Origin of the sequence: Nakamurella flava, assembly GCF_005298075.1 — a bacterium.
Taxonomy (GTDB): Bacteria; Actinomycetota; Actinomycetes; order Mycobacteriales; family Nakamurellaceae; genus Nakamurella; species Nakamurella flava.
Genome location: NZ_SZZH01000006.1, coordinates 323,550 through 344,798, shown reverse-complemented (window position 1 = coordinate 344,798; position 21,249 = coordinate 323,550). Strand labels below are relative to the sequence as shown.

The 21,249-nt window shown below is 67.4% G+C and carries 15 protein-coding genes; 4 read left to right on the top strand and 11 right to left on the bottom strand.

Translation table 11 applies throughout. The annotated features are described in order from the left end of the window. Positions 1–23: 23 nt before the first annotated feature. Both FDO65_RS19530 and FDO65_RS19525 read right to left on the bottom strand, forming a co-directional pair. A complete protein-coding gene (locus tag FDO65_RS19530; RefSeq protein ID WP_137451395.1) occupies positions 24–863 on the bottom strand; it encodes an alpha/beta fold hydrolase in 840 nt (279 codons plus the stop codon). 163 nt (positions 864–1,026) lie between these two features. After that, a complete protein-coding gene (locus FDO65_RS19525) occupies positions 1,027–1,620 on the bottom strand; it encodes a DUF421 domain-containing protein (protein WP_137451394.1) in 594 nt (197 codons plus the stop codon). A 167-nt stretch (positions 1,621–1,787) separates the two neighbouring features. Between FDO65_RS19525 and FDO65_RS19520 the strand changes: the two genes are divergently transcribed. Further along, positions 1,788–2,420: a MerR family transcriptional regulator gene (locus tag FDO65_RS19520; RefSeq protein WP_137451393.1), complete on the top strand. Its 633-nt coding sequence runs from the start codon at positions 1,788–1,790 to the stop codon at positions 2,418–2,420. A gap of 937 nt (positions 2,421–3,357) precedes the next feature. Here the strand turns inward: FDO65_RS19520 and FDO65_RS19510 are convergent. The 3 genes from FDO65_RS19510 to FDO65_RS22590 all read right to left on the bottom strand — a co-directional run bounded on the left by FDO65_RS19510 (position 3,358) and on the right by FDO65_RS22590 (position 5,647). Next, positions 3,358–4,350: a DMT family transporter gene (locus FDO65_RS19510; RefSeq protein WP_137451392.1), complete on the bottom strand. Its 993-nt coding sequence runs from the start codon at positions 4,348–4,350 to the stop codon at positions 3,358–3,360. Between the two features lie 125 nt (positions 4,351–4,475). Then, positions 4,476–5,138: a hypothetical protein gene (locus FDO65_RS19505; RefSeq protein WP_137451391.1), complete on the bottom strand. Its 663-nt coding sequence runs from the start codon at positions 5,136–5,138 to the stop codon at positions 4,476–4,478. Beyond that, positions 5,135–5,647 (bottom strand): hypothetical protein, encoded by a 513-nt coding sequence (locus FDO65_RS22590; RefSeq protein WP_205850178.1) that lies wholly within the window; start codon positions 5,645–5,647, stop codon positions 5,135–5,137. The genes FDO65_RS19505 and FDO65_RS22590 overlap by 4 nt, the downstream gene beginning before the upstream one ends. 143 nt (positions 5,648–5,790) lie before the next feature. Here FDO65_RS22590 and FDO65_RS19495 point away from each other — a divergent pair, with 143 nt between their 5' ends. Then, positions 5,791–6,273: a hypothetical protein gene (locus FDO65_RS19495; RefSeq protein ID WP_137451390.1), complete on the top strand. Its 483-nt coding sequence runs from the start codon at positions 5,791–5,793 to the stop codon at positions 6,271–6,273. A 701-nt stretch (positions 6,274–6,974) separates the two neighbouring features. On the opposite strand, the gene FDO65_RS19490 is transcribed toward FDO65_RS19495, so the two are convergent. Together FDO65_RS19490 and FDO65_RS23175 are read right to left on the bottom strand one after the other, a co-directional pair. Continuing rightward, on the bottom strand, positions 6,975–7,769 hold the full coding sequence (locus FDO65_RS19490) for a hypothetical protein (RefSeq protein ID WP_137451389.1): 795 nt from the start codon (positions 7,767–7,769) through the stop codon (positions 6,975–6,977). A gap of 161 nt (positions 7,770–7,930) precedes the next feature. After that, on the bottom strand, positions 7,931–8,107 hold the full coding sequence (locus tag FDO65_RS23175; protein WP_276606880.1) for a BMC domain-containing protein: 177 nt from the start codon (positions 8,105–8,107) through the stop codon (positions 7,931–7,933). A gap of 435 nt (positions 8,108–8,542) precedes the next feature. Between FDO65_RS23175 and FDO65_RS19480 the strand changes: the two genes are divergently transcribed. After that, on the top strand, positions 8,543–13,138 hold the full coding sequence (locus tag FDO65_RS19480) for an RHS repeat-associated core domain-containing protein (RefSeq protein WP_137451387.1): 4,596 nt from the start codon (positions 8,543–8,545) through the stop codon (positions 13,136–13,138). A gap of 1,296 nt (positions 13,139–14,434) precedes the next feature. Here the strand turns inward: FDO65_RS19480 and FDO65_RS19475 are convergent. Together FDO65_RS19475 and FDO65_RS19470 are read right to left on the bottom strand one after the other, a co-directional pair. Next, positions 14,435–15,466 (bottom strand): site-specific integrase, encoded by a 1,032-nt coding sequence (locus FDO65_RS19475; RefSeq protein ID WP_137451386.1) that lies wholly within the window; start codon positions 15,464–15,466, stop codon positions 14,435–14,437. Next, on the bottom strand, positions 15,463–16,347 hold the full coding sequence (locus FDO65_RS19470) for a site-specific integrase (RefSeq protein ID WP_137451385.1): 885 nt from the start codon (positions 16,345–16,347) through the stop codon (positions 15,463–15,465). The genes FDO65_RS19475 and FDO65_RS19470 overlap by 4 nt, the downstream gene beginning before the upstream one ends. Positions 16,348–16,859: 512 nt before the next feature. On the opposite strand from FDO65_RS19470, the gene FDO65_RS19465 reads away from it, so the two are divergent. Further along, positions 16,860–17,207, top strand: coding sequence for a hypothetical protein (locus FDO65_RS19465; protein ID WP_137451384.1), 348 nt, complete (start codon positions 16,860–16,862; stop codon positions 17,205–17,207). Here the strand turns inward: FDO65_RS19465 and FDO65_RS19460 are convergent, their stop codons facing one another. Both FDO65_RS19460 and leuS read right to left on the bottom strand, forming a co-directional pair. Continuing rightward, positions 17,208–18,230, bottom strand: a complete 1,023-nt coding sequence (locus FDO65_RS19460; RefSeq protein WP_137451383.1) for a lactonase family protein — start codon at positions 18,228–18,230, stop codon at positions 17,208–17,210. It abuts the gene before it with no gap. After that, complete coding sequence (gene leuS, locus FDO65_RS19455; RefSeq protein WP_137451550.1) at positions 18,227–21,088, bottom strand: leucine--tRNA ligase; 2,862 nt, start codon at positions 21,086–21,088, stop codon at positions 18,227–18,229. The genes FDO65_RS19460 and leuS overlap by 4 nt, the downstream gene beginning before the upstream one ends. Positions 21,089–21,249: the final 161 nt, after the last annotated feature.

Sequence of the window (21,249 nt, the reverse complement as noted above, 5' to 3'; positions counted from 1 at the left end):
GGGTCCACCGGGACGTTCTCTGCTCAGTGCCGACGCAGGAAGTCCAGAACCGCCTCGTTCCATTCCGGGGCGTGGCTGACGGTGACCCCGTGCGGGGCGTCGGAGATGACCTTGACCTCGCTGCCCGGAATGGCCGCGGCCGTACGCGCCCCGGATCCCTCGAACGGCACCGTCGCGTCGGCGTCACCGTGGATGACCAGGGTCGGGACCGTGACCTTGGTCAGGTCGTCACGGAAGTCCGTGCCGCCGAAGGCGGCCATGCAGGCCAGCGCGGCCGGCTTGCTGGCCTGGTGGGCGAGGGCCAACGCCTCCTGCCGCTGCTGCTCCGTCACCTTGAGAACGCCGTTGGCGGAGAAGAATTCGGTGGTGAACTGGTCGTAGAACTCGTCCTGGTTCGCGGTCAGCTGGGCGGCCATTTTCGCGGCGGCCGACTTCTCCAGCGGACCGTCCGGGTTGTCCCCGGTCTTGAGCAGGTACGGCGGGACGGCCGAGGCGAACACGACGCTGCGGATGCGGTCGCTGCCGAACTTCGACAGGTACCGGGCGACCTCACCGCCGCCCATCGAGAACCCGACGAGGGTGACGTCGGTCAGATCCAGTCCCTCGAGGATGGACTGCAGGTCCTCGGACAGGGTGTCGTAGGTGTAACCGGTCAACGGCTTGTCGCTGCGCCCGAAGCCACGACGGTCGTACGTGACGACCCGGTAGCCCGCGTCGGCGAACGCCGGGACCTGATCCTTCCAGGCCTCGCCGGACAGCGGCCAGCCGTGGATCAGAACGACCGGACGGCCGCTGCCGCCGGTGTCGTCGACGTGCAGGTTGGTGTCCTTGAACAGGCCGTGGTGAGCGGTGATCTCGGTCATCGAGCACTTCCTTCCGTCTTCGTCTCGGACCGGCTCACCGAGCCGGCCGCGGCCGGCTCCTGGAGCCCCGCCGTCCGGGTGGTTCGACGCCACCCCAGCCCTGGATGGGTACCCACCCGCGCGGTCGCCATCGCCATCGGCACCCACCGTCCGGCGCGAGCGATCAGCTCCTCGGGGTCGAGCTGACGGTGGGACCACCCGCCCCCGCGGTGAGCAGCGCCTCGATGCGGGCCAGCCGCTCCGTCAGCGCCTGGACGTCGGCCTGCGTCGCAGACTGGTCCTGTGTGCGGAGGTCGAGGACCAGCTGCCCGCTCGGCTCGACGACGCCGGACCACACCTGGTCGACCGATTCCCCGTTCTGCACCCGCACGGCGTGCTCCAGTTCCGCTGGGCGCATGCCCAGCCGGCGTAACGCGTTCCGGTCCAATCGGCCGTCGGTGATGACTGGCGTGGCCCGGCCCTCGACGAGGCTGCGGACGAAGGGGCTGCGGTAGGCGAGCCGGTCGACGATCTGGTCGACCGTCACCAGCGTGACGGCGCCGATGGCCCCACCCAGCAGCGAATTGTCGTCACCGATGATCGCGTTCTGCACCACGTTCGACAGCAGGAAGATCACGACGAAATCCATGGTATTCATGCTCTGGATCGCCGACTTCCCGATCACCCGGAAGATCAACACGATCAGTGCATAGACCAGAACGGTGCGGACGACTTTCTCCAGCACGGGGATCTGGATGGTCATCAGGTCCTGCCACATACCGGCTCCCGCGGGGACGGGGCCGGGGGTTCGGCCCGCTGCCGATGATGCTCCTGGTGCTGGCTGACCAGCCGGGGCGGGAGGACCGGTCGGGCCGGTCCTGGACGTTGTCGTGGACTGTCGGCCAACACTTGCGATCGTCACTATCGATAGTTATGGTTTCGAGTATGCGAGTGGGCCGGTTGAGCGAGCGGACGGGCGTGCCGATCGCGACGATCAAGTACTACCTGCGGACCGGTCTGCTGCACGCCGGCCTGCCGACCAGCCGGACGCAGACCGAGTACGACGAGTCGCACGTCCGCCGCCTGACTCTGGTGCGGGCACTGTTGGACATCGGCGGCCTGTCGATCGCCCACGCCACAGAAGTCATCGCGGCGATGGACGACGAGTCGACCTCGGTCAATGAGGTGCTCAGCGCTGCTCAACGTTCGGTGTCCGGCTTCGTCGCCGCGGCGACCGCGGTCGACCGGCAGTCCGCCGAGCTAGCGCTCGACGAGCTGGTCCTCCGGCAGGGCTGGCAGGTCTCGGCCGGCAATCCCGGCCGGGCCGCGGCAGTCGACGTCCTGGCCACGTTCCAGCACCTGGACGGCACCGATTACAGCGATCTGGTGCGCGCCGCGGCGATGGCGGCGGACGTCGTCGCCGAGGCGGATCTGCAGCTGGTCCGCGACTCGGACGGCGAACGCGACCAGATGGTCGAGACAGTCGTGACCGGGACGGTTCTCGGTGACGCTCTGATCCTCGCCCTCCGACGGATGGCCCAGGAGCACCACGCGCGCAAACAGTACCCCCAGCTCTGACAGCACGGTCCGTCGCCGGGACGACCCGGCCGGAATCCCGCCCCCCGGTCACACCAGGAGCGCCCGATGATCAGACTGACCGAAAGCCCTCCCCGCCAACGGATCCCGAGCGCACCGCTGCCCTGGCACCGACCACTGCTGGCCCTGACCGCGGCGATGGCGATCTGCGCCCTGATCGCGGTCGGCGGACTGGTGGCGGACGGCCGCACGCTCACCGGTCAGCCCATCTGGGCCAAGCCGTTGAAGTTCGCTGTGTCGATCGCCATCTACGCCCTGACCTGGTCATGGTTGCTGCGGCAGCTCACCCGGTTCCAGCGGACTGCTTGGTGGATGGGCACTCTCGCTGCACTCATGCTGGGTGTCGAGATGGTGGTGATCGTGGCCGCCGTGCTCCGAGGCACCACCAGTCACTTCAACGTGTCCACCGGTCTGGACGCCACGCTGTGGGCGGTGATGGGCGCCGCGATCGTCGTCGCCTGGGTGGCGACCCTCGTCCTGTCGCTGTTCCTGTTGGCCAGCCCGGGCCCGGACCGCGCCCGCAACCTGGCCATCCGCTCCGGTGCCCTCATCTCGATCCTGGGCATGGCGGTCGCCTTCCTGATGGTGCTGCCGACGGCGGCCCAGTTGCAGGCCCCGGCGGGTGCCATCGGCGCCCACTCCGTCGGGGTGCCGGACGACGGAGCCGGCCTGCCGATCGTCGGGTGGAGCACCGAGGGTGGCGACCTGCGCATCGCCCACTTCCTGGGAATGCATGCCTTGCAGATCATTCCGCTGGCCCTCCTGGTCTGTGAACTGCTGAGCCGCCGGGTTCCGGTGCTGCGCCAGGTCGACGTCCGCGCCCGACTCGTCGTCGTCACCGCAACGGTCCTCACCGCGACCACCGCGTTGCTGACCTGGCAGGCCCTGCGCGGCCAGTCGATCATCCGCCCCGATGTGCTCACCTGGTTGGCCGGCGCCGCGATCGGAGTCGTCGCGATCGCCGGCGTGGGGTGGTCGCTTCGAGCCCACTCGACGACGGCACCGTTGTCGGAGCGGCAGCAGCCGACTCCTGGTCAGTCGCCTCGATGAGACGTCGCGGAGGGCGGACCCGGCCCTGGGAGATGACCACGCCGGCGACGACGACCAGCGCACCGACCGGCTGGTTCCAGGTGGCGTCCTCACCCAGGACGACGACCCCGAGAAGGACACCGACCAGCGGGGTGAGGTAGGTGACCGCGGCGGCGTTGGTGGCCCCCCAGCGTCGGACGATCGCCGTGTTCCACACGTAGGCCAGCCCGGTACCCGTCACGCCCAGGAGGGCGATGGCACCCACGACACGAGGGGTGAGAAGCGGAGCCGGCTCCATGACGATCGGAGTCGCCAACAACATGATCAGAGCACCCAGCAGGACTTGTGCCGTGGCAACGCTCAGCGCGGGAAGCTGACGGCCGGAGCCGAAGCGCCGTAGGTAGACGAACCCGAGTCCGTAGCTCGCGGTGGCACCGAGGCAACCCACCTGGCCGGCCAGCTCTCCGCCGGTCGACCGGTCCCATATCCCGACGACGACCATCACTCCGGCGAAACCCAGCAGCAGGCCGGTGAGACGTTCGCGGGACAGACGTTCCTGCGACAGCGCCACCAGGCCGACAAGCATGGTCATCAGCGGCGTGGTCGCGTTGATCACGCTGGCCATCCCTGATGAGACATGCTGCTCGGCCCACGCGAACAGTGAGAACGGCACCACACACAGCAGGAGAGCGACCACCACGAGGTGCCCCCACAACCCGAGGTCCCGCGGCAACGGTGTCCGGGTCGCTGCCGAAATCGCCAATAAGGCAGCGGCTCCCGTCACCAATCGACCCCACACCACCTGCTCGGGCGTCAGCCCCTCCAGGCCGATCTTGATCAGCAGGAAGCTCGACCCCCACGTCGCCGCCAGGGCAACAAACATCGCCACTGTGCTCCACGATCGCTGCGATGACGCTGTCGGCACGGACATCTCCAGGGAATGCGCGAGGGTATGAACGCACTGCAGACGCCCCAGCCACCTGCTGTGTGAGCCCGCTGTCCCGAAAATCAGAGCCGTGGCAGCCAGCGGGTCGGGGCGGCGGGGGGCTGTGCGTGCTCGGGCCACAGGGTGACGATCCTGCTGCGGGCGGCGTCCAGTTCGGCGGCGGTGATGGTGGTCCGGGTGGCCGCGAGGTGATGGTGGGGCCAGGCGGTGACGAGGGTGAGGTCGCCTCGCTCCGGGGCGGGGGTCAGGAAGTAGGACACCGTGGACACCCGACCGGAGTGCTGAGTACCGCCGCCTTGGAAGGTCAACCGGGGTTCAGTCGAGTCCGAGAATGGGCCGGGCGGGCCACTGGGTCGCGCGTCGGCGTTGTCGGCTCGCCGGCCGTCCGCGTAGACCACACCGAACAGGAACGGCGGTGCCGGGTCTCTTCCGGGGAGGGGCACGGGCGGGCCGGCGAGTTGGACGCCGTCGCGGTCGCCGCCGCGGCGGGCGACGGCTCGAATGGACAGCTCGAGCCCAGCAGTGGACAGCATCGCCAGGGGCAGGGTGACGACGACATCGTCGCTGCGAGCCAGAACCAGGTTCACCGCGAGCGCGACCGGCAGCTCCTGCGACAGGGGTACATCGACCGGCGGTTGGGCCGCGAGGTGCTGGGCACGTATCGCCGCCAGCCGCCTACGCGCCTCTCCGTCGTCCGGTCGACCGGGCCGATCTGCGGGGGTCACCGGGTCAGTGTGCCGGTGGGCGGTCGCTTCAGCAGGTCAGACTTGTTGGAGAACGGTAGATCCCGCGCGGTAGATGCGTCGAGATCGGGCGTGTACTCGGTCCATGGCCTGAGTGGTTCCGGGGCGCCCGAGAGGGTGGCGACCACGGGAGGAACGGCTTCCCCGTGATGGTCGGCCGGTGAATGTCCGGCGCTGGTCGGTCCCGGCTCATGCAGGGTCAGGCGATGGGCGGGGATCGGGTACGGGACATAGACGAAGCCGGTTCCGTTGTCGATCAGGTCGCTGTCGGGGACGTCCTCGACAGCCCAGACGTCGACCGGGCCGCCGGTGTTGTTGATGCGGACGAAGAAAAGGACCGTCGAGTAGTCGGAGACCAGGAAGACGCCGGCGACTTCGGGGGCCCGACTGCCGGCGATCCCCGGTGCATCACGCATGTACGTCCAGTCCAAGCCGTGCCGCTCGATCGACGCACGATTGACCGACGAGCTGACGTGAAACATGCCGGACACCCCGCAAGGCTAAGACCTCAGGTCGACCGAATCGGGCATCCTTGTCTATGCCGACCGAAGCGGACTCGCCCCGCCCCGTACCGAAGCTGCCTGACCGCACCAAGGCGTTGAAGGCGTGGCTACAGGCCAACGGACTTGGCAGCATGACCGAGGCCGGGTTCGCTCCCCTGGCGCTCTACACGCTCGCGGCGCGGCGCCAAAATCTTCCGCCGATGCCCAACGACGTGCTGTTCGACTGGAGCCTGCTGCTCGACGAAGCCGTCATCCACGGTCGGCAGTCAGCGACCGCATTCGTCGGCGAAGCCCGCAAAGCCGGTATCCACGACGAGCGGATTCGCCGAGCCCTTCAAGTCGATGACGACGTCGACCTGGACGAGCACGCCGCCCAGCTCCGTGCCGACGCCCGGGGCTACGCGATTCGACGAGGTGAGTCGGGCAGATGGATGCCGCAGTCCGACCTGCCACCACCCCCATGGACACGCGCTCCCGCGCAAGGCCAGCCGCGCTGGCGCTTCTCCGTGCACATGGAGTTCAACCCCGTTGTGGATCAAGGGCGGCGCCGGGCGGCACGGTGCGAACATTCGGCAACTCGACATGCTCCCCCTTGGCGGAGAACTGATCAGTGACCTGCTGGCGTGGGCCGAGGAATGGCACCGCGCCGGCGAAGGAGAAACCACCCCAGAACAGGACAAACGATGGATCGAGCAGGGCCGCGCGCTGACAGACCGCGTCCGAACCGCTCTCGGCGAGGGCTTCGATGTCACCTACCGGTACGACCAGGACTCCCCGCCTTCGACGGACGCCGGACCAACGAGCTGACGACCGGCCCTCAGCTGAGATTCGCTGTCGCGGACACCTCAGATAAGTCGTCCACGACACGACGCTGGCAGCCGTTGACACCTCGTCGACGACGTCATGGATACCCCGTTGACGACCCCACATAACGGAAGAGCGGAAAACCCCAACAGAGGCCACCCCCGGGCAGCAGCTTCCTCCGCCGCTCTTGGCCGGTCATCGCCCGGGCAGTCTGGTACGTCGTCCTCGTCGTTGTCGTCCTCGCTCTGCATAACAGCGGGAAGATCCCGAACCGCTAGCCGGTGATTGCCCGTCTCGTATGACGTTGGTCTACCAAGACACCAAGTGGTGCCGATAGCGCTCGGGTCAGTCCCGACCTTGGCGCCGTCCCCCGCAGCGTCGTCTCAAAGACGCGGGTTGGTCGGACACAGCGCCGGACGAACGATCTGAGACACGGGTGAGCTGGGCCAACAGCCCGCCGCCGCAGGTGTCTCGGAAACGATCACACCTCGCCGAGGCCTGGGCAGAACTTTCAGGTTGTCGATTCCTGGCCGTCACGGCGAGTACCCAGCTCTTGCGCTCGATATAAGGCCAAGTCCATCATGCCAACGGCATGAACGATTGCCCAGGCCAGCCATTGAGCGGAGGGCGTGAACCTCGCAGTCACAGACTGCGTTTGTTCTGGTTCGGATACTATCTCCATTTTCAGAACGGTTGATTGGGCCCATCGCCGTCCGTGCGCCATTGCCGAGCAGAGGCGCCAACAGTTCTCGATCTCCCACCACCACGCTCGGCCGGGAACGATCTGGATCTCTTTATCGACATCCTTCATAATCTCGACGTAGGTCAGCTTGTTCTTAGCAGGGTTGAACTGGAGCGCCTCGAGCAGCCTCTTCGGCGCGGTCGTGGGTGGGCTACCTTCTGGTTGCGGAAGGTTCGGGTTGCGTTCCATCTGGTGGTGGACGTACGTCTCGTGGTCTTTCGCCTCGTGATGGGCTACACGTAGGGCGCGAAGCCGCCGGGTCACGGCGTCGGCCGGGAAGGCCAACCAACACGCGGTGGCAGCGCTTTCAACTGCTCCGCGCAGCAAGGAGAACATGGCGTAGGGAGGAGCCATCTGCTCCTCCTGAAAGATATTCAGTCGCAGGGACTCGATATGGTCCGCCGCGACGTCGATCCGCGACGTAATGCGGTGCGATATCTGCTCCGGGCTGGTGGCGAGGTCGTCTGCAAACAGGTCGGTGCCTGAGTGAGGAAAATGTCCACCCATCAGCGCTTGTTCGGCTGACCGAACTTCCGGCGAGTACAGAAGCCACTGGCCCAGCATTTCTAAGCATTGTTCCTCAGTTAACCATGCCGGGCAAGCTGGTACCGGTCTTTTGCGCTCTGTCATCCGCAGTGCCCCTTCCGTGGCCGCTACCGATCTTTCCCTGCCACTCCAAATAGGAGCATCGCGTTCGTTCACGTTGGGTCAGTTGGGCGCAGCGTTTACGAATCATCTAGGAAGTCAAGCTTTTGTCCTGACTTGATCGGCTCGGTCAGCTCCAACTGATAGACCGCACCGAGGTGGCCCCGGACCGTGATGGCGACCAGGCCAACGCTGATCTTGCAACGTCCGCCCACCTCGACATTGGCCATCTTGACCATGGTGTCAGCCGCTTCGATGACCCATCCCCAAAGCCAGGCCTACGCACCTCGCCCGCACGCCACGGTGTATGCGTCGGCACGAAGCACATGAACATCGGCGGTCGATAGGACACGATCGGGTTGCTCAACCTATGACCGGTTTCGACCCGGAATGTTGATCTTGGTCGTTGGTGTCCTCGCTGGTCCGAGGGTCCGATGTCGCCCGCTCAGATCTATCGAGCGGCATATCGCTGTGACAGTTTGTTATCTCGACTGCGTAACGTCCCGCGACGATTTCTTGCATTCGGGTAACGATCCCTCTGCCTACGGTATCTATCCATTGGTTCAGTTGTCGCTGTGGCATGGCTATGCCCCGATTGTGCGAGGCTGTCATAGCTCGTTCACATGCTCGTTTGGCCTACAGGGTGGGATCTGGGTCTTCGAGTTGACACCTTCCTTCTTCGGGGGATCACCATGTCTGCTGCCCTGCTTCGCCATGCCCGAAATCAGGCCGCTCTGCGCTGCGGCGGCGGCTGGCGCGGTAGGGGTCGGCGGCTGATCGCCGGGATCGTGGCGGTGGTGTTGGTGGTGTTCGGGGTGCAGGTCGCCGCGGCGCCCACCGGTGCTCCGGCGGCGGCGGACCCGACGGGTACGGGCGGTCAGTTCGTTCCAATCCCGCAGGCCACGCTGGTCAACAACACCTCCGGAGTCGGGTTCAGCGGTGATCTGACCGCGACGCCGCGGGTGATCACGGTGAACGGGGCCGCGGGTCTGCCGACCAGCAATGTGGCCGCGATCGTGGCCACGGTGTCGATCATCAACCCGAGCTCGTCCAACGGGTGGATCTCGGCGGAGGCCAACACCGGCGGCTCGGCGGCGGCGGCGCAGACCCTGCTGAACTTCGAGGAGGTCGACGGCGCCTCCAACACCGTGGTCATCGAGAACGGTGACGACGGCAAGATCAAGTTGTGGGCGGCCGGGGCGACGATCCCGAACATCCAGATCGACGTGCAGGGCTACTTCACCACCGGTAATGGCGCGCCCGCCCCCGGCGGGTACGTCTCCGGCCTGGCCGATCTCGGAACCGTGGGTCCGTTGTCGTCCGGGCAGACCTCCAGCCCCATCCAGGCCACCGGTGTCGGGCAGATCCCCATCACCGCGACCGCGATCTACGCCAACCTCGAGGTCGACTCGACTGCCTCGACTGGTCCGGGTGAGTTCGTGGCGTTCCCGTCGGCGGCGACCACCCCGCCGCCGACGACGATCCGGTACGAGTTCCCAAAGAAGGTCTCGATCGGCACGATCATCGACCTGGACGCGCAGGGCAAGTTCTCCATCAAGATGACCAACGCCAACCCGTCGGTGCCGATCAAGGTCAACGTGCTCGGCTACTTCGACGGTCAACCGTCCAACCCGGCGTGGACCCCGCTGGGCTACCGGCTGCTGCAGACCAATTCGACTAACAAGGTGGCCGCCGGAACGACCCGTGACGTGCAGGTCGCCGGTGCCCAGGGCGTCCCGGCCGACATCTGTAACGCCGCCGGTGTCGTGTTCCACGTGATGGCCGACTCGGCCTCCGCTCCGGACGGGTCAGTCACGGTGTGGCCGTCGGATGAGTCGACGCCGACCGCGGCGTCGATGAACTTCTCCGCCGACGCGATCACCTCCAACACGGTGATCACCCGGGTTGGGTGCACCGACGGCAAGATCAAGGTCCGCAACAACTCGACGTCCGGGTCGATCAACGTGATCGTCGACGCCCAGAGCTATTTCACTAACAGCAACGTCGTCGGCCCGGCGTCCGGGTCCGCGGTCGAGCAGTCCGGGTCCCGCGGCTCGCAGCAGCCGTCCTCTCGGTCGATCAACGACCGCACCCAGGTCGAGGTCAACCCGACCAACGGCAACCTGCTGGTCACCCAACAGCTCCTCGGCCTCAAGGGCGTCGGTCCGGCCGTAGGGATCGGGGTCCGCTACAACTCGTTCAACGACTTCCGGCCGACCCTGAACATGGGCCTGTTCGAGACCCAGCTGTACCGCAACTCCGACGGCTCCATGCGCTACACCGACGGCAAGGGCACCGCATTCAAGTTCGTCGAGACCGGGTCTACCGGGGTGTTCAACGTGCCCAACGACATCAACGCCCATCTCACGCGCACCGTCAACGGTTCCCCGAACTGGGAGACCAGCCCCGGCGCGACCTATGAGCTGGTGTTCCACCCGGCCCAGGTCAAGAACGTCTACATCTCCGACGGTGCGAACCTGCAGCTGGTCCGCACCGAGGACGTCACCGGCCAGAACAAGATCACCTACACCTACGCCGGCGGCAAGCTCACCAAGATCACCGACACCCAGGGGCGGGTCGTGAACTTCGGGTACTCGGCTTCGCCGAACCCGACCCAGCCCACGACCATCACCGACACCTCGCTGAACCGGACCATCACCTTGGTCTACGGCGGCCCCAAGGGCGCGTTGACCAAGGTCACCGACGCCACCGGCCAGCAGACGACCTGGGCCTACAACTCGGCCAACCGGCTCGGTTCGATCACCGACGGCTCCGGCCGGCGCACCGACTTCGCCTACGGCACCGGCAGCAAGGTGACCTCGACCGTGTTCGGCGCCAACGACACCGCGGTGTCCGGCACCTGGACGTGGGCCTACCCCTCGTCCACCCAGACCACGGTGACCGACTCGAACAACAACACGACCACCTACACCTACGTCACCGCGACCAAGCAGGTCGAGGACGTCAAGGACGCCCTGAACCACTCGACGGGCAGCGTGTGGGCCGCCCACGGAGAGCTGACCAAGCGGACCAGCGCTCTGAACGACGCCACGAACATGGAGTTCGCGACCTCGACGTACAACCTGACCAAGGTCACCTCCCCGACCGGCGGCAGCGGCGGCACCGGCGCGGCGGGGCGGACCGTGGAGTACACCTACCCGACGGCGATCGGGGGCGGCGCCACCGCCGACTACCGGCCCACCAGCGTCAAGGACGCCGAGGGCAACAAGTCGACCCTGACCTACAACTCGTGGGGCCAGACCGCCAGCGAGGTCCGCGGCGCCCCGGCCGGCGGAGGCGCCGGCGCCCTGGGCACCTGGAGCTACAAGTACCAGGGCGGTTCCGGAGCGACCGCCGCCTCGTGCGGCGGCAAGTCCGGGCAGCTGTGCTCGGTGACCGACGGCAAGGGCAACGTCACCAGCTACAGCTACAACACCGCCGGCAACGTCACCACGATCACCTACCCCTCGCCGCTGGGCGCGCACACGTTCACCTACGACGCCGCCGGCCGTAAGACCAGCGAGGTCGACGGCAAGGGCACCACCACCTGGACCTGCTACGACGCCAACGACCGCATCCGGCAGGTGTCCACCACCTCCAGCAACTGCGGCGCCGCGTCCGGGGTCACCCAGGGCTATGACGCCGCCGGGAACATGACCAGCCGTACCGGCGCCGCCGGCACCGCCACCATCACCTACGACGCCCAGAACCGGCCCCTGACCAAGACCGAGGCCAGTGCGGCCTGGCTCAACAGCTACGCCACCTACGACCGGGTCGGTAACCAGCTGACCAGCGCCGACGGCGGCAACGGGTCCCTGGACGTCATCACCTACCGGTACGACGCCGCGAACCGGCTGACCTCCCTGGCCGAGCCCGGCGGGTCCTGCCCGGCCACCCCGTCGTTCCCGAACTCCACCAAGTGCATCGGGTTCTCCTACGACAACGCCAACCGGCGCACCGAGAACAAGTTCCCCACCGGCGGCAAGAACACCTACACCTGGGACACCAGCAGCCGGCTCACCGCCGTCACCGGCCTGAACCCCTCCGGCGGCACCCTGGTCAAACGCGCCTACACCTACACCACCGGCACCAACACCGACACCGGTCTGGTGCAGACCATCAAGGACCAGAACAACAACACCACCACCTACACCTACGACAGCGCCAACCAGCTCAAGACCGCCACCGTCAAGAACAGCAGCGGCGTCACCACCGGCACCGGCACCTGGGTCTTCGATCTCAACGGCAACCGCACCCAGCAGGCCATCACCGGCAGCAGCCTGGGCACCGCGGCGACCACCAACTACGGCTACAACGCCGCCGACCAGCTCTGCTGGTCCGGCACCGGCACCAGCAGCTCGTGCACCGCACCGTCCGGGGCCACCACCTACACCTACGACGGCCAGGGCAACCAGACCAGCGGCGGCAACAGCTACAACGGGTTCGACCAGCTCACCGGCACCACCAGCGGCGGAACCGCGTCCCTGACCTACGCCGGCGTCAGCAACAACGAACGCACCCAGGCCGGCGGCACCGGCTTCACAACCAACCTGGCCAGCGGACAGGTCGGACAACGCACCACCAGCAGCAGCGGCGAAAAGTACATCCGCGAACCCAACGGCACCCTCGTCGCCTGGCACAACGACCCCGGCGCCAGCTTCTACTACACCCTGGACAACCTGAACTCCGTCCTGCTGGTCACCAACTCCTCCGGCGCCAGCGCCGCCGCCTACACCTACGACCCGTACGGCAACACCCTGTCCGCCACCGGCTCCGAAGCCACCAACAACCCATGGCGATACACCAGCGCCTACCTCGACCCCACCGGCCTGTACAAGATGGGCGCCCGCTACTACAACCCCAATACCGGCCGCTTCACTCAACCTGACCCCTCCGGCCAGGAAGCCAACCGCTACGCCTACGCCGGCAACAACCCCGTCACCTATAGCGACCCAAGCGGCCTGGACTTTGCAGACTTTCTGGGAGTCGCCAGTGACGCCATCGGCATGGTCGGGAGTTTCTTCCCCGGCTGGTGGGGTATCGGAGCCGGTATTGTCGCTGGCGCTCTGGGTGCCGCCTCGGACGTCATGAAGGGCAAATCATCTGACGAAGTCCTTGGTGGGATCGCAACAGACGTCACCGTGGGCGTCCTGGGTGGGGCCCTTGGCAAATCTGTCGCGGGAGCCTATGACTCGGCGCAAGCCGGATGGGGAGCATCAGCAGCCTACGGCGTTGCTACCACCTCGGCTCAGGTGGGCGAGGATTACTGTTCCGAGAACGCCTGCTAGTTGGAAGCAAGGGGGCCGCCCGGCTCGCTGGTTCCCCTTGCTTGGTAGCATGTTGCATTCACTAGAACCCGAGGAGACCAATGACGCCTACCAGCGAGTATGACGAAGAGGGTTTCCGAAAGGCCAAGATAGCGATTTCAATTCTAGGTTTCGTGTGTGCTATCGCACTGACTACCCTAGGAATCACTCAAGGGTACGGAGTAGTGGCAAGTACCGCATTTGGACTACTCATACTACTATTCATACCGATCTTCTTCTACACAGGAAAGTGGTGGTACAAAAAGCGATCCTAGAGGGGGCAATACCTCCGACAGTCAACCAGCGGCGCCTGGCGCTGGAAGGATCTGATGGACATCGCGTGCCAGCTTTATCCTCATAGTTACCGCTACCGATCGAGGCGTCCGATAGACTTGAGAGGCTGCCGATGCACGAAGTGCCTGGTGGACTCTCAACTGAACAGTCAGCCCTCTTGGAGATCGAGTCCTACTACCGGGCGTTCCATGAACTCTACGAGGCAGAGCGCCCTCTTAGGGTCTTACCGGCTAGCTCTTTCGGCGACGACCTCAAGCTAATGAGGCATCCGACACCACCTTACTGGTGCAATGTTCATTTGGCCGCTGCCAGAGACCATATGCAAGTACTGCGTCGGCTAACAGGGCAGCCACCGGGAGGGTTAGCCGAATGGCCATCTCACTCGGCTTGGACGCTCACACGGGTTGTCATCGAGGCGGCGGCATACGCGATCTGGATTGCGTCTCCCGATTCTCAGAAGGAGCGCTTCGCCCGCGCGTTTCAAATGTGGAACAGGGATGCAATTGATGAGATCACTGCAATCGAACTTACCTATTCTGCTCGTAAACGACAGCGCCTGGGTCTGAGCCTGCGACAAGCGCATAGCGCCAGGCTTACCGAAAAGCTCGAACTATTACCATGGGCAATGAGTCGTGAGCAGATCGTGAACGGCCCTGCCGCCGTTGAATGCATCAAGGTAGCGGCTCGAGAATCGAGATGCGCAAAGCCGGACAGCGCTGTCATCTTGTGGCGTGTTGCCAGTGGTCACGCTCACGCTCGATCCTGGGCTCACCTAAATTCTGCGGAATTCGAGTCCCTTGAAGAGACCGAGACGGGCACATTAGTTCGAGGAACCGTTAACGTTCTGACCATCTGCCCGTCCATTGCATTAGCCTTGGGCTTGCTGCAGTACGCTGACTGGCTGGTCGCCAAACGAAGTGGGTATTCAACACGATTCGAAGCGTCAATTGACTTAACTGTCAAATAGTACTGAGTGAGTAGATGTCACTCGCCTACAAATTTTTTCAATAGCGCCACGGACTTACGTTCGAGTTCGACTGCGGCAGCGTCAAGGTCATCGAGAACGACGGTCAGCGGCGCGAGAGCGGCTGCGGTGGCGTTCCGTACGGCGGCCGCCCTGGCTGAGTCGAGCGGTTCCAGCCGCACGCGCGGGGGCGGGGCCGCAGGCGGCGGGGTCGGTGATTCGCCGGCTGGTGGTGGGTGGTGCCGGTGGTTGCGGGGCTCGTCGTTGCGGGCGAGGCGGGACACGGTCCGACGGGTGATCGGGGCGGGTTGCAGGTCGAGTTGGCCCCAGGGATTGGCGGCGGGCAGCAGCGGTAGGGCGCCGTCGGTGATGGTGACGGGTTGTCGGCAACGGTGCGGGCTGTCGGCGGTGAGCGGTGCGGCGCGGTGGACGGTGCGAGCGACCCGGACGGTGGCGCTGGTGGCGGCGAGCTGCAGGGCGTCGATCCACAGAGCCAGGGCGCAGGGCCGGCATCGCACGGGGCTTGTCCCGACTGGCAGCTCGACGACGTCGTTCCCGCTGTGGACGCTGGCGCCGGCGGGCGTGAAGTAGATGTCGCCGACGGTCAGTTCGGCGATGGCCCGGTAGGTCAGGGCGGTGTCGGCCAGGACGAGTAGGGCGCGGTCGCGGCGGCCGAACCAGCCTTGCGTCCACCCGTGGATCGGGAGGGCGGTCAGGAGCTGGTCGACGTGCCCGGGCGGGAGCGGGATCCGCGGGTCGGGCCGCCGGGCCCGTCCGCGCAGGACGTCCAGGATCTCGGGGGTGCGGGGCGGGGCGGGGTGGCCGGCGTGGGTGTGGGCGGTGGTGATGGCCCGGACCCGCAGGGCCTGGGTCGCCGGGGCGGCCGGGCAATCGTGCAGGAACGCCAGCACCGTGCTCGAGCCGGCGGGGAGCGGGGTGTGGCCGGTGGTGGTGCACCAGTCGACGAACAGCTCCCACGCCGCCCGGTACGCCGGCGACATCTTGACGGGCTGCTCCCCCACCGGCGCCGGCGGTGGCGGGGTGCTGGTCATAGGTCGAGTTGTTGGACGATGTTGCCGACCAGGGGGGAGTGTTCGCGGCGGTAGGTCTCCAGTTGGGCGGGGTTGCGGTGCCCGGTCTGCCGCATGATCGCGGCGGGGTCTCCGCCGGCCCGGAACCCTTCGGTGATGAACCCCGACCGTAGGGAGTGCCCGCCGAGCAGGGCGATCTTCTCCGGGGGCCAGCCGGCGGCCGCGGCGCGGCGGGCGATGACCTGGTTGACCGCGTCCCCGCCCATCGCGCGGGGGTAGAGGCGGCCGGTGCGGTGCACCACCCGGAACACCGGCGCGGTCGGGTCGGCCGGGGTGGGGAGGGGGTCGCGGCACACGTGCCCGTCACCGGGCACGGGGCGGATCTGCCGGCGCAGGACCGGCATGAGCGCGAGGCGTTGCCCGTCCCGGCCGTCCGGGGTCGGGGTGGCGGTGTCGGCGGCGTGCACGAGCTGCACCCACCGGGTCACGGCGCAGGGCGTGCAGGTGGCGAGGTTGCGGCCGCGGGGGGCGGCCTTGACCTGGCCGCGGCCTTCCTGGTCGGTCTTGGATCGGCGCAGCAGCACGTGCAGGCCGTCGTCGCCGTGCAGGGTCAGGTCCCCGAGGGTCAGGGTGGTGAGTTCGCTGCGGCGGGCGGCCAGGGTGAACCCGAGCAGCATCAGGGCGGCGTCGCGGCGGGCGGCGACCCCGGCCGGCCACCCCCCGAACGACTGGCCGATGGGGCCGAGTAGGGCCCGCAGGTCGGTCAGTAGCAGCGGGTCCCGCCGGGACGGGCGGGTGCCGTGTTGGCGTTTGATGCCGCCCAGGGTGCGGCGGACCAGCTCGCTGCGCCGGGCCCGGGGTGGCCAGCGGCCCGGTGGATCTGGTTGATCGAGGCCACCCACCGGATCAGGGTGGCGGTCTTGTACCGGGGCCGGCCGGACTCGTCGACTTCGGCGGCGGCCGCGGTCAGGTACCCGGCGACCACCGCCGGCAACGCCGGCAACGCCACATACCCCTGCTCGCCGGCCCAGGCCGCGAACCGGGCCCAGTCCCGCCGGTAGGCCTCCTGCGTCGCCGCCGCGGTCGACCCGGCCACCGCGGCCAGGACCTGCTCCCACAGCTCCGGGCGCACCTCACCCCGGCCCTCGTCGCCGACCGCCGGCTCGAATGGTCGAGTGGGGAGAAGTGTCACGGTGACAGCACCCGCCCGGCCGATGACCCGGCGACCGATCGCGGCGGCCCCGGTCGATGGACGGAGACACCCCCGGACCGCACGCACAGCTCCGATCGCCGCGTGCGGCGGCGGGAAACCGGGGCCGGGGTCATGGTCTGGACGGTACCCGAGTCCGAATCTCTGGGTCACATAATGTTCAATTACGCGACCCAGAGATCACTCTCCGCGCATACTGGTTTCATGACCGAAATAAGTTCGGCAATAGTTGATGAGGTGGCTATTCAAGTTCCGAGACCCGAGCGGTCACCCACCGGCCCGCAACGCCGATCGCTGCGCAGTCGCGTCAAGGCCGTCGTCGACACTGCCGACCCGGTAGGCCTGCTCGAGATGGGCTGTCCCACCGACGAATACGATAATGAGATCGACGACTTCGTCGAAATGCTCGGTCGTACTGACAGCCTCACCCCGCTCACGGCGGGCGACGTCATCGCGGTGTGGGAGAAGTGGTTCTATCCCGGCGTCGCCGGAACAGACCCTGCGGAGGCGGACGACCTCGCTCGGCAGCTCAATGTCGTGCGGTACGCCTGATCAGAGCGGCAGCAACCGTGTCGGGCTCGGCAGACTGAGCACCTCGTCACGTCGACGCAGATCCCCGGTCGCCAGATCGACCTCGATGACCGTGATGGTGTGGTCGTCCTGGTTGGCGACGTAGAGCAGGTCCCCGACCAGCGTCATGTCGCGGGGATTGGCTCCGCCCGTGGGGATTTCGTCCACCGCGGCAAGCCGATCCCCGTCCACCCGCCACGACGAGACGGTGTCCGGGCCGCGGTTGGCGAGCAGCACGAAACGGCCATCGGCCATGGCCAGGATGGCACTCGGACCGTACTGCTCACCCGCCGCCGAACCCGGATGCCGATCCAGCACCGTCACCGCACCGGTGCTGAGATCGACCCTGGCCAGGGCGATCTCGCCCGCCAGCTCACCGGCGACGGCCAGCCGGTCACCGGGCAGCGACACCACATGTCGGGGTCCGAAACCAGCCGGCACGGCCGACCGCTGCACCTCGGTGAGCGCACCGGTGGCACCGTCGAGCCGGTGAGCGAAAATGGCGTCCACACCCAGATCCACGGCCAGCAGCAACGTCTCGCTGAGAAAATGGATCATGTGGACGTGCGGGCCGGCCTGCCGATCGACATTCGGGCCACTGCCGGTGTGCTCGACCAGCGCGGTCCGCGCGCCGATGCCGTCCGCCGTCAGCGCGTGGACGGACAGGCTGCCCGAGCCGTAGTTCGCACTCACCACCCACCGCCCCGACGGGTCGACTGCCAGATGGCAGGGAAACTCGCCACCGGTCGAACCGGTCGAGACCACATCCGCCCCAACAACTCCCGCCACCGACACGGCGAACACCACGCCGTCCGGGACCTCACTGACCGCCAGTGCGAGACCCTCCGGGCCGGCCACCAGGTAGGTCGGCGACGCGACAACCCCGGCGACCGCCGGCTGCTCGACCGTCCACCGACCCGACGCCGGATCGTGGGACGCGACGGTCAGGCCGACGCCCTCGCCACCGTCGCCGTCGGTGTAACAGCCGACCAGGAACCGGGTCACGGGACGATCGAGACCATCTTGCCGGGCACCACGACGACCTTGCGGGGCGTCGCACCGGCCAGCAGTTCGACGATCTTCGGGTCGGCCAGCGCGGCCGCCTCGATGACCGCGGCCGGCGCGTCGGCGGCCACCGTGATCCGCGATCGGACCTTGCCCTTGACCTGGATCGGGTACTCGACGGCGTCCTCGACCAGTTCGGCCGGGTCGGCCTCCGGGAACGGGCCGTGGGCCAGCGATCCGGAATGCCCCAGCCGCGACCACATCTCCTCGGCGATGTGCGGGGCCAGCGGCGCCGTCATCAGCACCAGGGCCTCGGCCACCGACCGCGGCACCGGCGAAGACGACTTCGTCAGGTGGTTGGTCAGCATGTACAGCTTGGCGATGGCGGTGTTGTAGCCCATCGCGGCGTAGTCGGTCCGGACGCCGTCGATGGTGCGGTGCAGGATCTTCCGCGTCTCCGCGTCCGGTTCGACATCCGCGACGACGACCTCACCGGTCTGCTCGGACACCACCAGCCGCCACAACCGCTGCAGATAGCGCTGCGACCCGACCGCGTCCTTGGTCTGCCAGGGCCGGGACACGTCCATCGGGCCCATGCCCATCTCGTACAGCCGGAACGTGTCCGCCCCGAAGCGATCGCACATCTCGTCGGGCGTCACCACGTTGTTCAGCGACTTGCCCATCTTCCCGTACTCACGCCTGACCGGCCGGCCCTCGTAGGTGAACACGGGATCGCCGTCAGCACCGGGGGTCTCGACGACCTGGTCGGCCGGGACGTACACGCCGCGCTCGTCGGTGTACGCGTACGCCTGCACGTAACCCTGATTGAACAGCCGCCGGAACGGCTCCTCGCTGGACACGTGGCCCAGGTCGAACAGCACCTTGTGCCAGAACCGGGAGTACAGCAGGTGCAGCACCGCGTGCTCGACCCCGCCGACGTAGAGGTCGACGCCACCCGGGTCACCCAGGCGGGCCGGGTCCGGGCCCATCCAGTACCGCTCGACCTCGGGGTCGCAGAACGTCTGCGTGTTGGTCGGATCCAGGTACCGCAGCTCGTACCAGCAGGACCCGGCCCACTGCGGCATGACGTTCAGCTCACGCCGGTACGTCTGGACACCGTCGCCCAGGTCCAGCTCGACGGTGGACCACTCGGTCGCCCGGGCCAGCGGCGGCACCGGCTCGGAGGTCGCGTCCTGCGGGTCGAAGGACTGCGGCGAGTAGTCGGCCACCTCCGGCAGTTCCAGCGGCAGCAGCTCGTCGGGCAGCGCATGGGCCACGCCGTCGGCGTCGTAGACGATCGGGAACGGCTCGCCCCAGTAGCGCTGCCGGGAGAACAGCCAGTCCCGCAGCTTGTACTGCTTCTGCGCGCGGCCGAAGCCCTTCGCGACCAGCCACTCGATCATGGCCGCCTTGGCCTGCGCCACGCTCAGCCCGTCCAGCGAGATCTCGCTGTTGGCGCTGTTGATCGCCGGCCCGTCACCGATGAACGGCTCGTCGTCCGGATGGTCGGCCGGCGGCTGCACGGTGCGGATGATCGGCAGCCCGAACGGGGTGGCGAACTCCCAGTCGCGGGTGTCCTGCGCGGGGACGGCCATGATCGCGCCGGTGCCGTAGCCCATCAGCACGTAGTCGGCGACAAAGACCGGCAGCCGGCCACCGGTGGCCGGGTTGACGGCGAACGCCCCGGTGAAGACGCCGGTCTTGGTCTTGTTCTCCTGCCGATCCAGGTCGGACTTGCGGGACGCGGCCAGCCGGTAGTCCGCCACGGCGTCGGCCGGAGTCGCCGCGCCGCCGGTCCACCGTTCGTCGGTGCCCTCCGGCCATTGCGCGGCGGTGATCGCGTCGACCAGCGGGTGCTCGGGGGCCAGCACGGCGTAGGTCGCGCCGAACAGGGTGTCCGGGCGGGTGGTGTAGACCTCGAAGCTCTCCTCGGTCCCGGCCACCGGGAACGTCACGGCGGCACCGTAGGAGCGGCCGATCCAGTTGCGCTGCATCGACTTCACCGACTCCGGCCAGTCCAACCGGTCCAGGTCGTCCAGCAGCCGGTCGCCGTAGGCGGTGATCCGCATCATCCACTGACGCAGGTTCCGCCGGAACACCGGGAAGTTGCCGATCTCGCTGTGGCCGTCGGCGGTGACCTCCTCGTTGGACAGCACCGTCCCCAGGCCCGGGCACCAGTTCACCGGCGCTTCGTCGACGTAGGCCAGCCGGTGGTCGGAGACGACCTTGCCCTGCTCGACCTTGCTCAGCTCGGACCAGCGCCGGCCGTCCGGGGTCGGCCGGCCGCCGGACTCGAACTCGACGACCAGCTCGGCGATCGGCCGCGCCCGACCCGCCGACTCGTCGTACCAGGCGTTGAACAGCTGCAGGAAGATCCACTGCGTCCACCGGAAGAACTCCGGATCGGTGGTGGCCACGCTGCGCCGCTGGTCGTGGGCGAAGCCCAGCTTGTACAGCTGCTCACGGTAGCGGGCGATGTTGGCCGCGGTCGTCGTCGCCGGGTGGGTGCCGGTGCGGACGGCGTACTGCTCGGCCGGCAGACCGAACGCGTCGTAACCGATGGTGTGCAGCACGTTTCGGCCGGTCATCCGCAGGTAGCGGCCCATGACGTCGGTGCCGATGTAGCCCAGCGGGTGCCCGACGTGCAGGCCCTGCCCGGACGGGTACGGGAACATGTCCAGCAGGTAGGTCTTGTCGGCCGGGACCTCGGCCGGGCTCACCGGGGCCAGCGGGCCGCTCGGGTTCGGCGCCTCGAAGGTGTGGTGGTCGGCCCAGTACTGCTGCCAGCGGCTCTCGATCTGCCCGGCCAGCTCCGGGGTGTACCGGAACGGGGGCGCGTCGCCCACGCCTCCCGAGATCTCCACCGTCGCATCCGTCACGCTGTTCGACACCGTTCTCGACTCTCCTCGCACTGCTGTCTGCAAACTCAGTCGGCCTGTCCGTCTGCCTGAACCCCGGGCACAAAAAAACCCTCCTGAGGCTCAGGAGGGATCGCCGCGCCGACCGGCGGCCACCCCGG

Coding starts and splice junctions, on each gene's coding strand:
- FDO65_RS19530 (WP_137451395.1), bottom strand. CDS start 863: ATGACCGAGATCACCGCTCACCACGGCCTGTTCAAGGACACCAACCTG.
- FDO65_RS19525 (WP_137451394.1), bottom strand. CDS start 1,620: ATGTGGCAGGACCTGATGACCATCCAGATCCCCGTGCTGGAGAAAGTC.
- FDO65_RS19520 (WP_137451393.1), top strand. CDS start 1,788: ATGCGAGTGGGCCGGTTGAGCGAGCGGACGGGCGTGCCGATCGCGACG.
- FDO65_RS19510 (WP_137451392.1), bottom strand. CDS start 4,350: ATGTTTGTTGCCCTGGCGGCGACGTGGGGGTCGAGCTTCCTGCTGATC.
- FDO65_RS19495 (WP_137451390.1), top strand. CDS start 5,791: ATGACCGAGGCCGGGTTCGCTCCCCTGGCGCTCTACACGCTCGCGGCG.
- FDO65_RS19490 (WP_137451389.1), bottom strand. CDS start 7,769: ATGCTGGGCCAGTGGCTTCTGTACTCGCCGGAAGTTCGGTCAGCCGAA.
- FDO65_RS19480 (WP_137451387.1), top strand. CDS start 8,543: ATGTCTGCTGCCCTGCTTCGCCATGCCCGAAATCAGGCCGCTCTGCGC.
- FDO65_RS19475 (WP_137451386.1), bottom strand. CDS start 15,466: ATGACCAGCACCCCGCCACCGCCGGCGCCGGTGGGGGAGCAGCCCGTC.
- FDO65_RS19465 (WP_137451384.1), top strand. CDS start 16,860: ATGACCGAAATAAGTTCGGCAATAGTTGATGAGGTGGCTATTCAAGTT.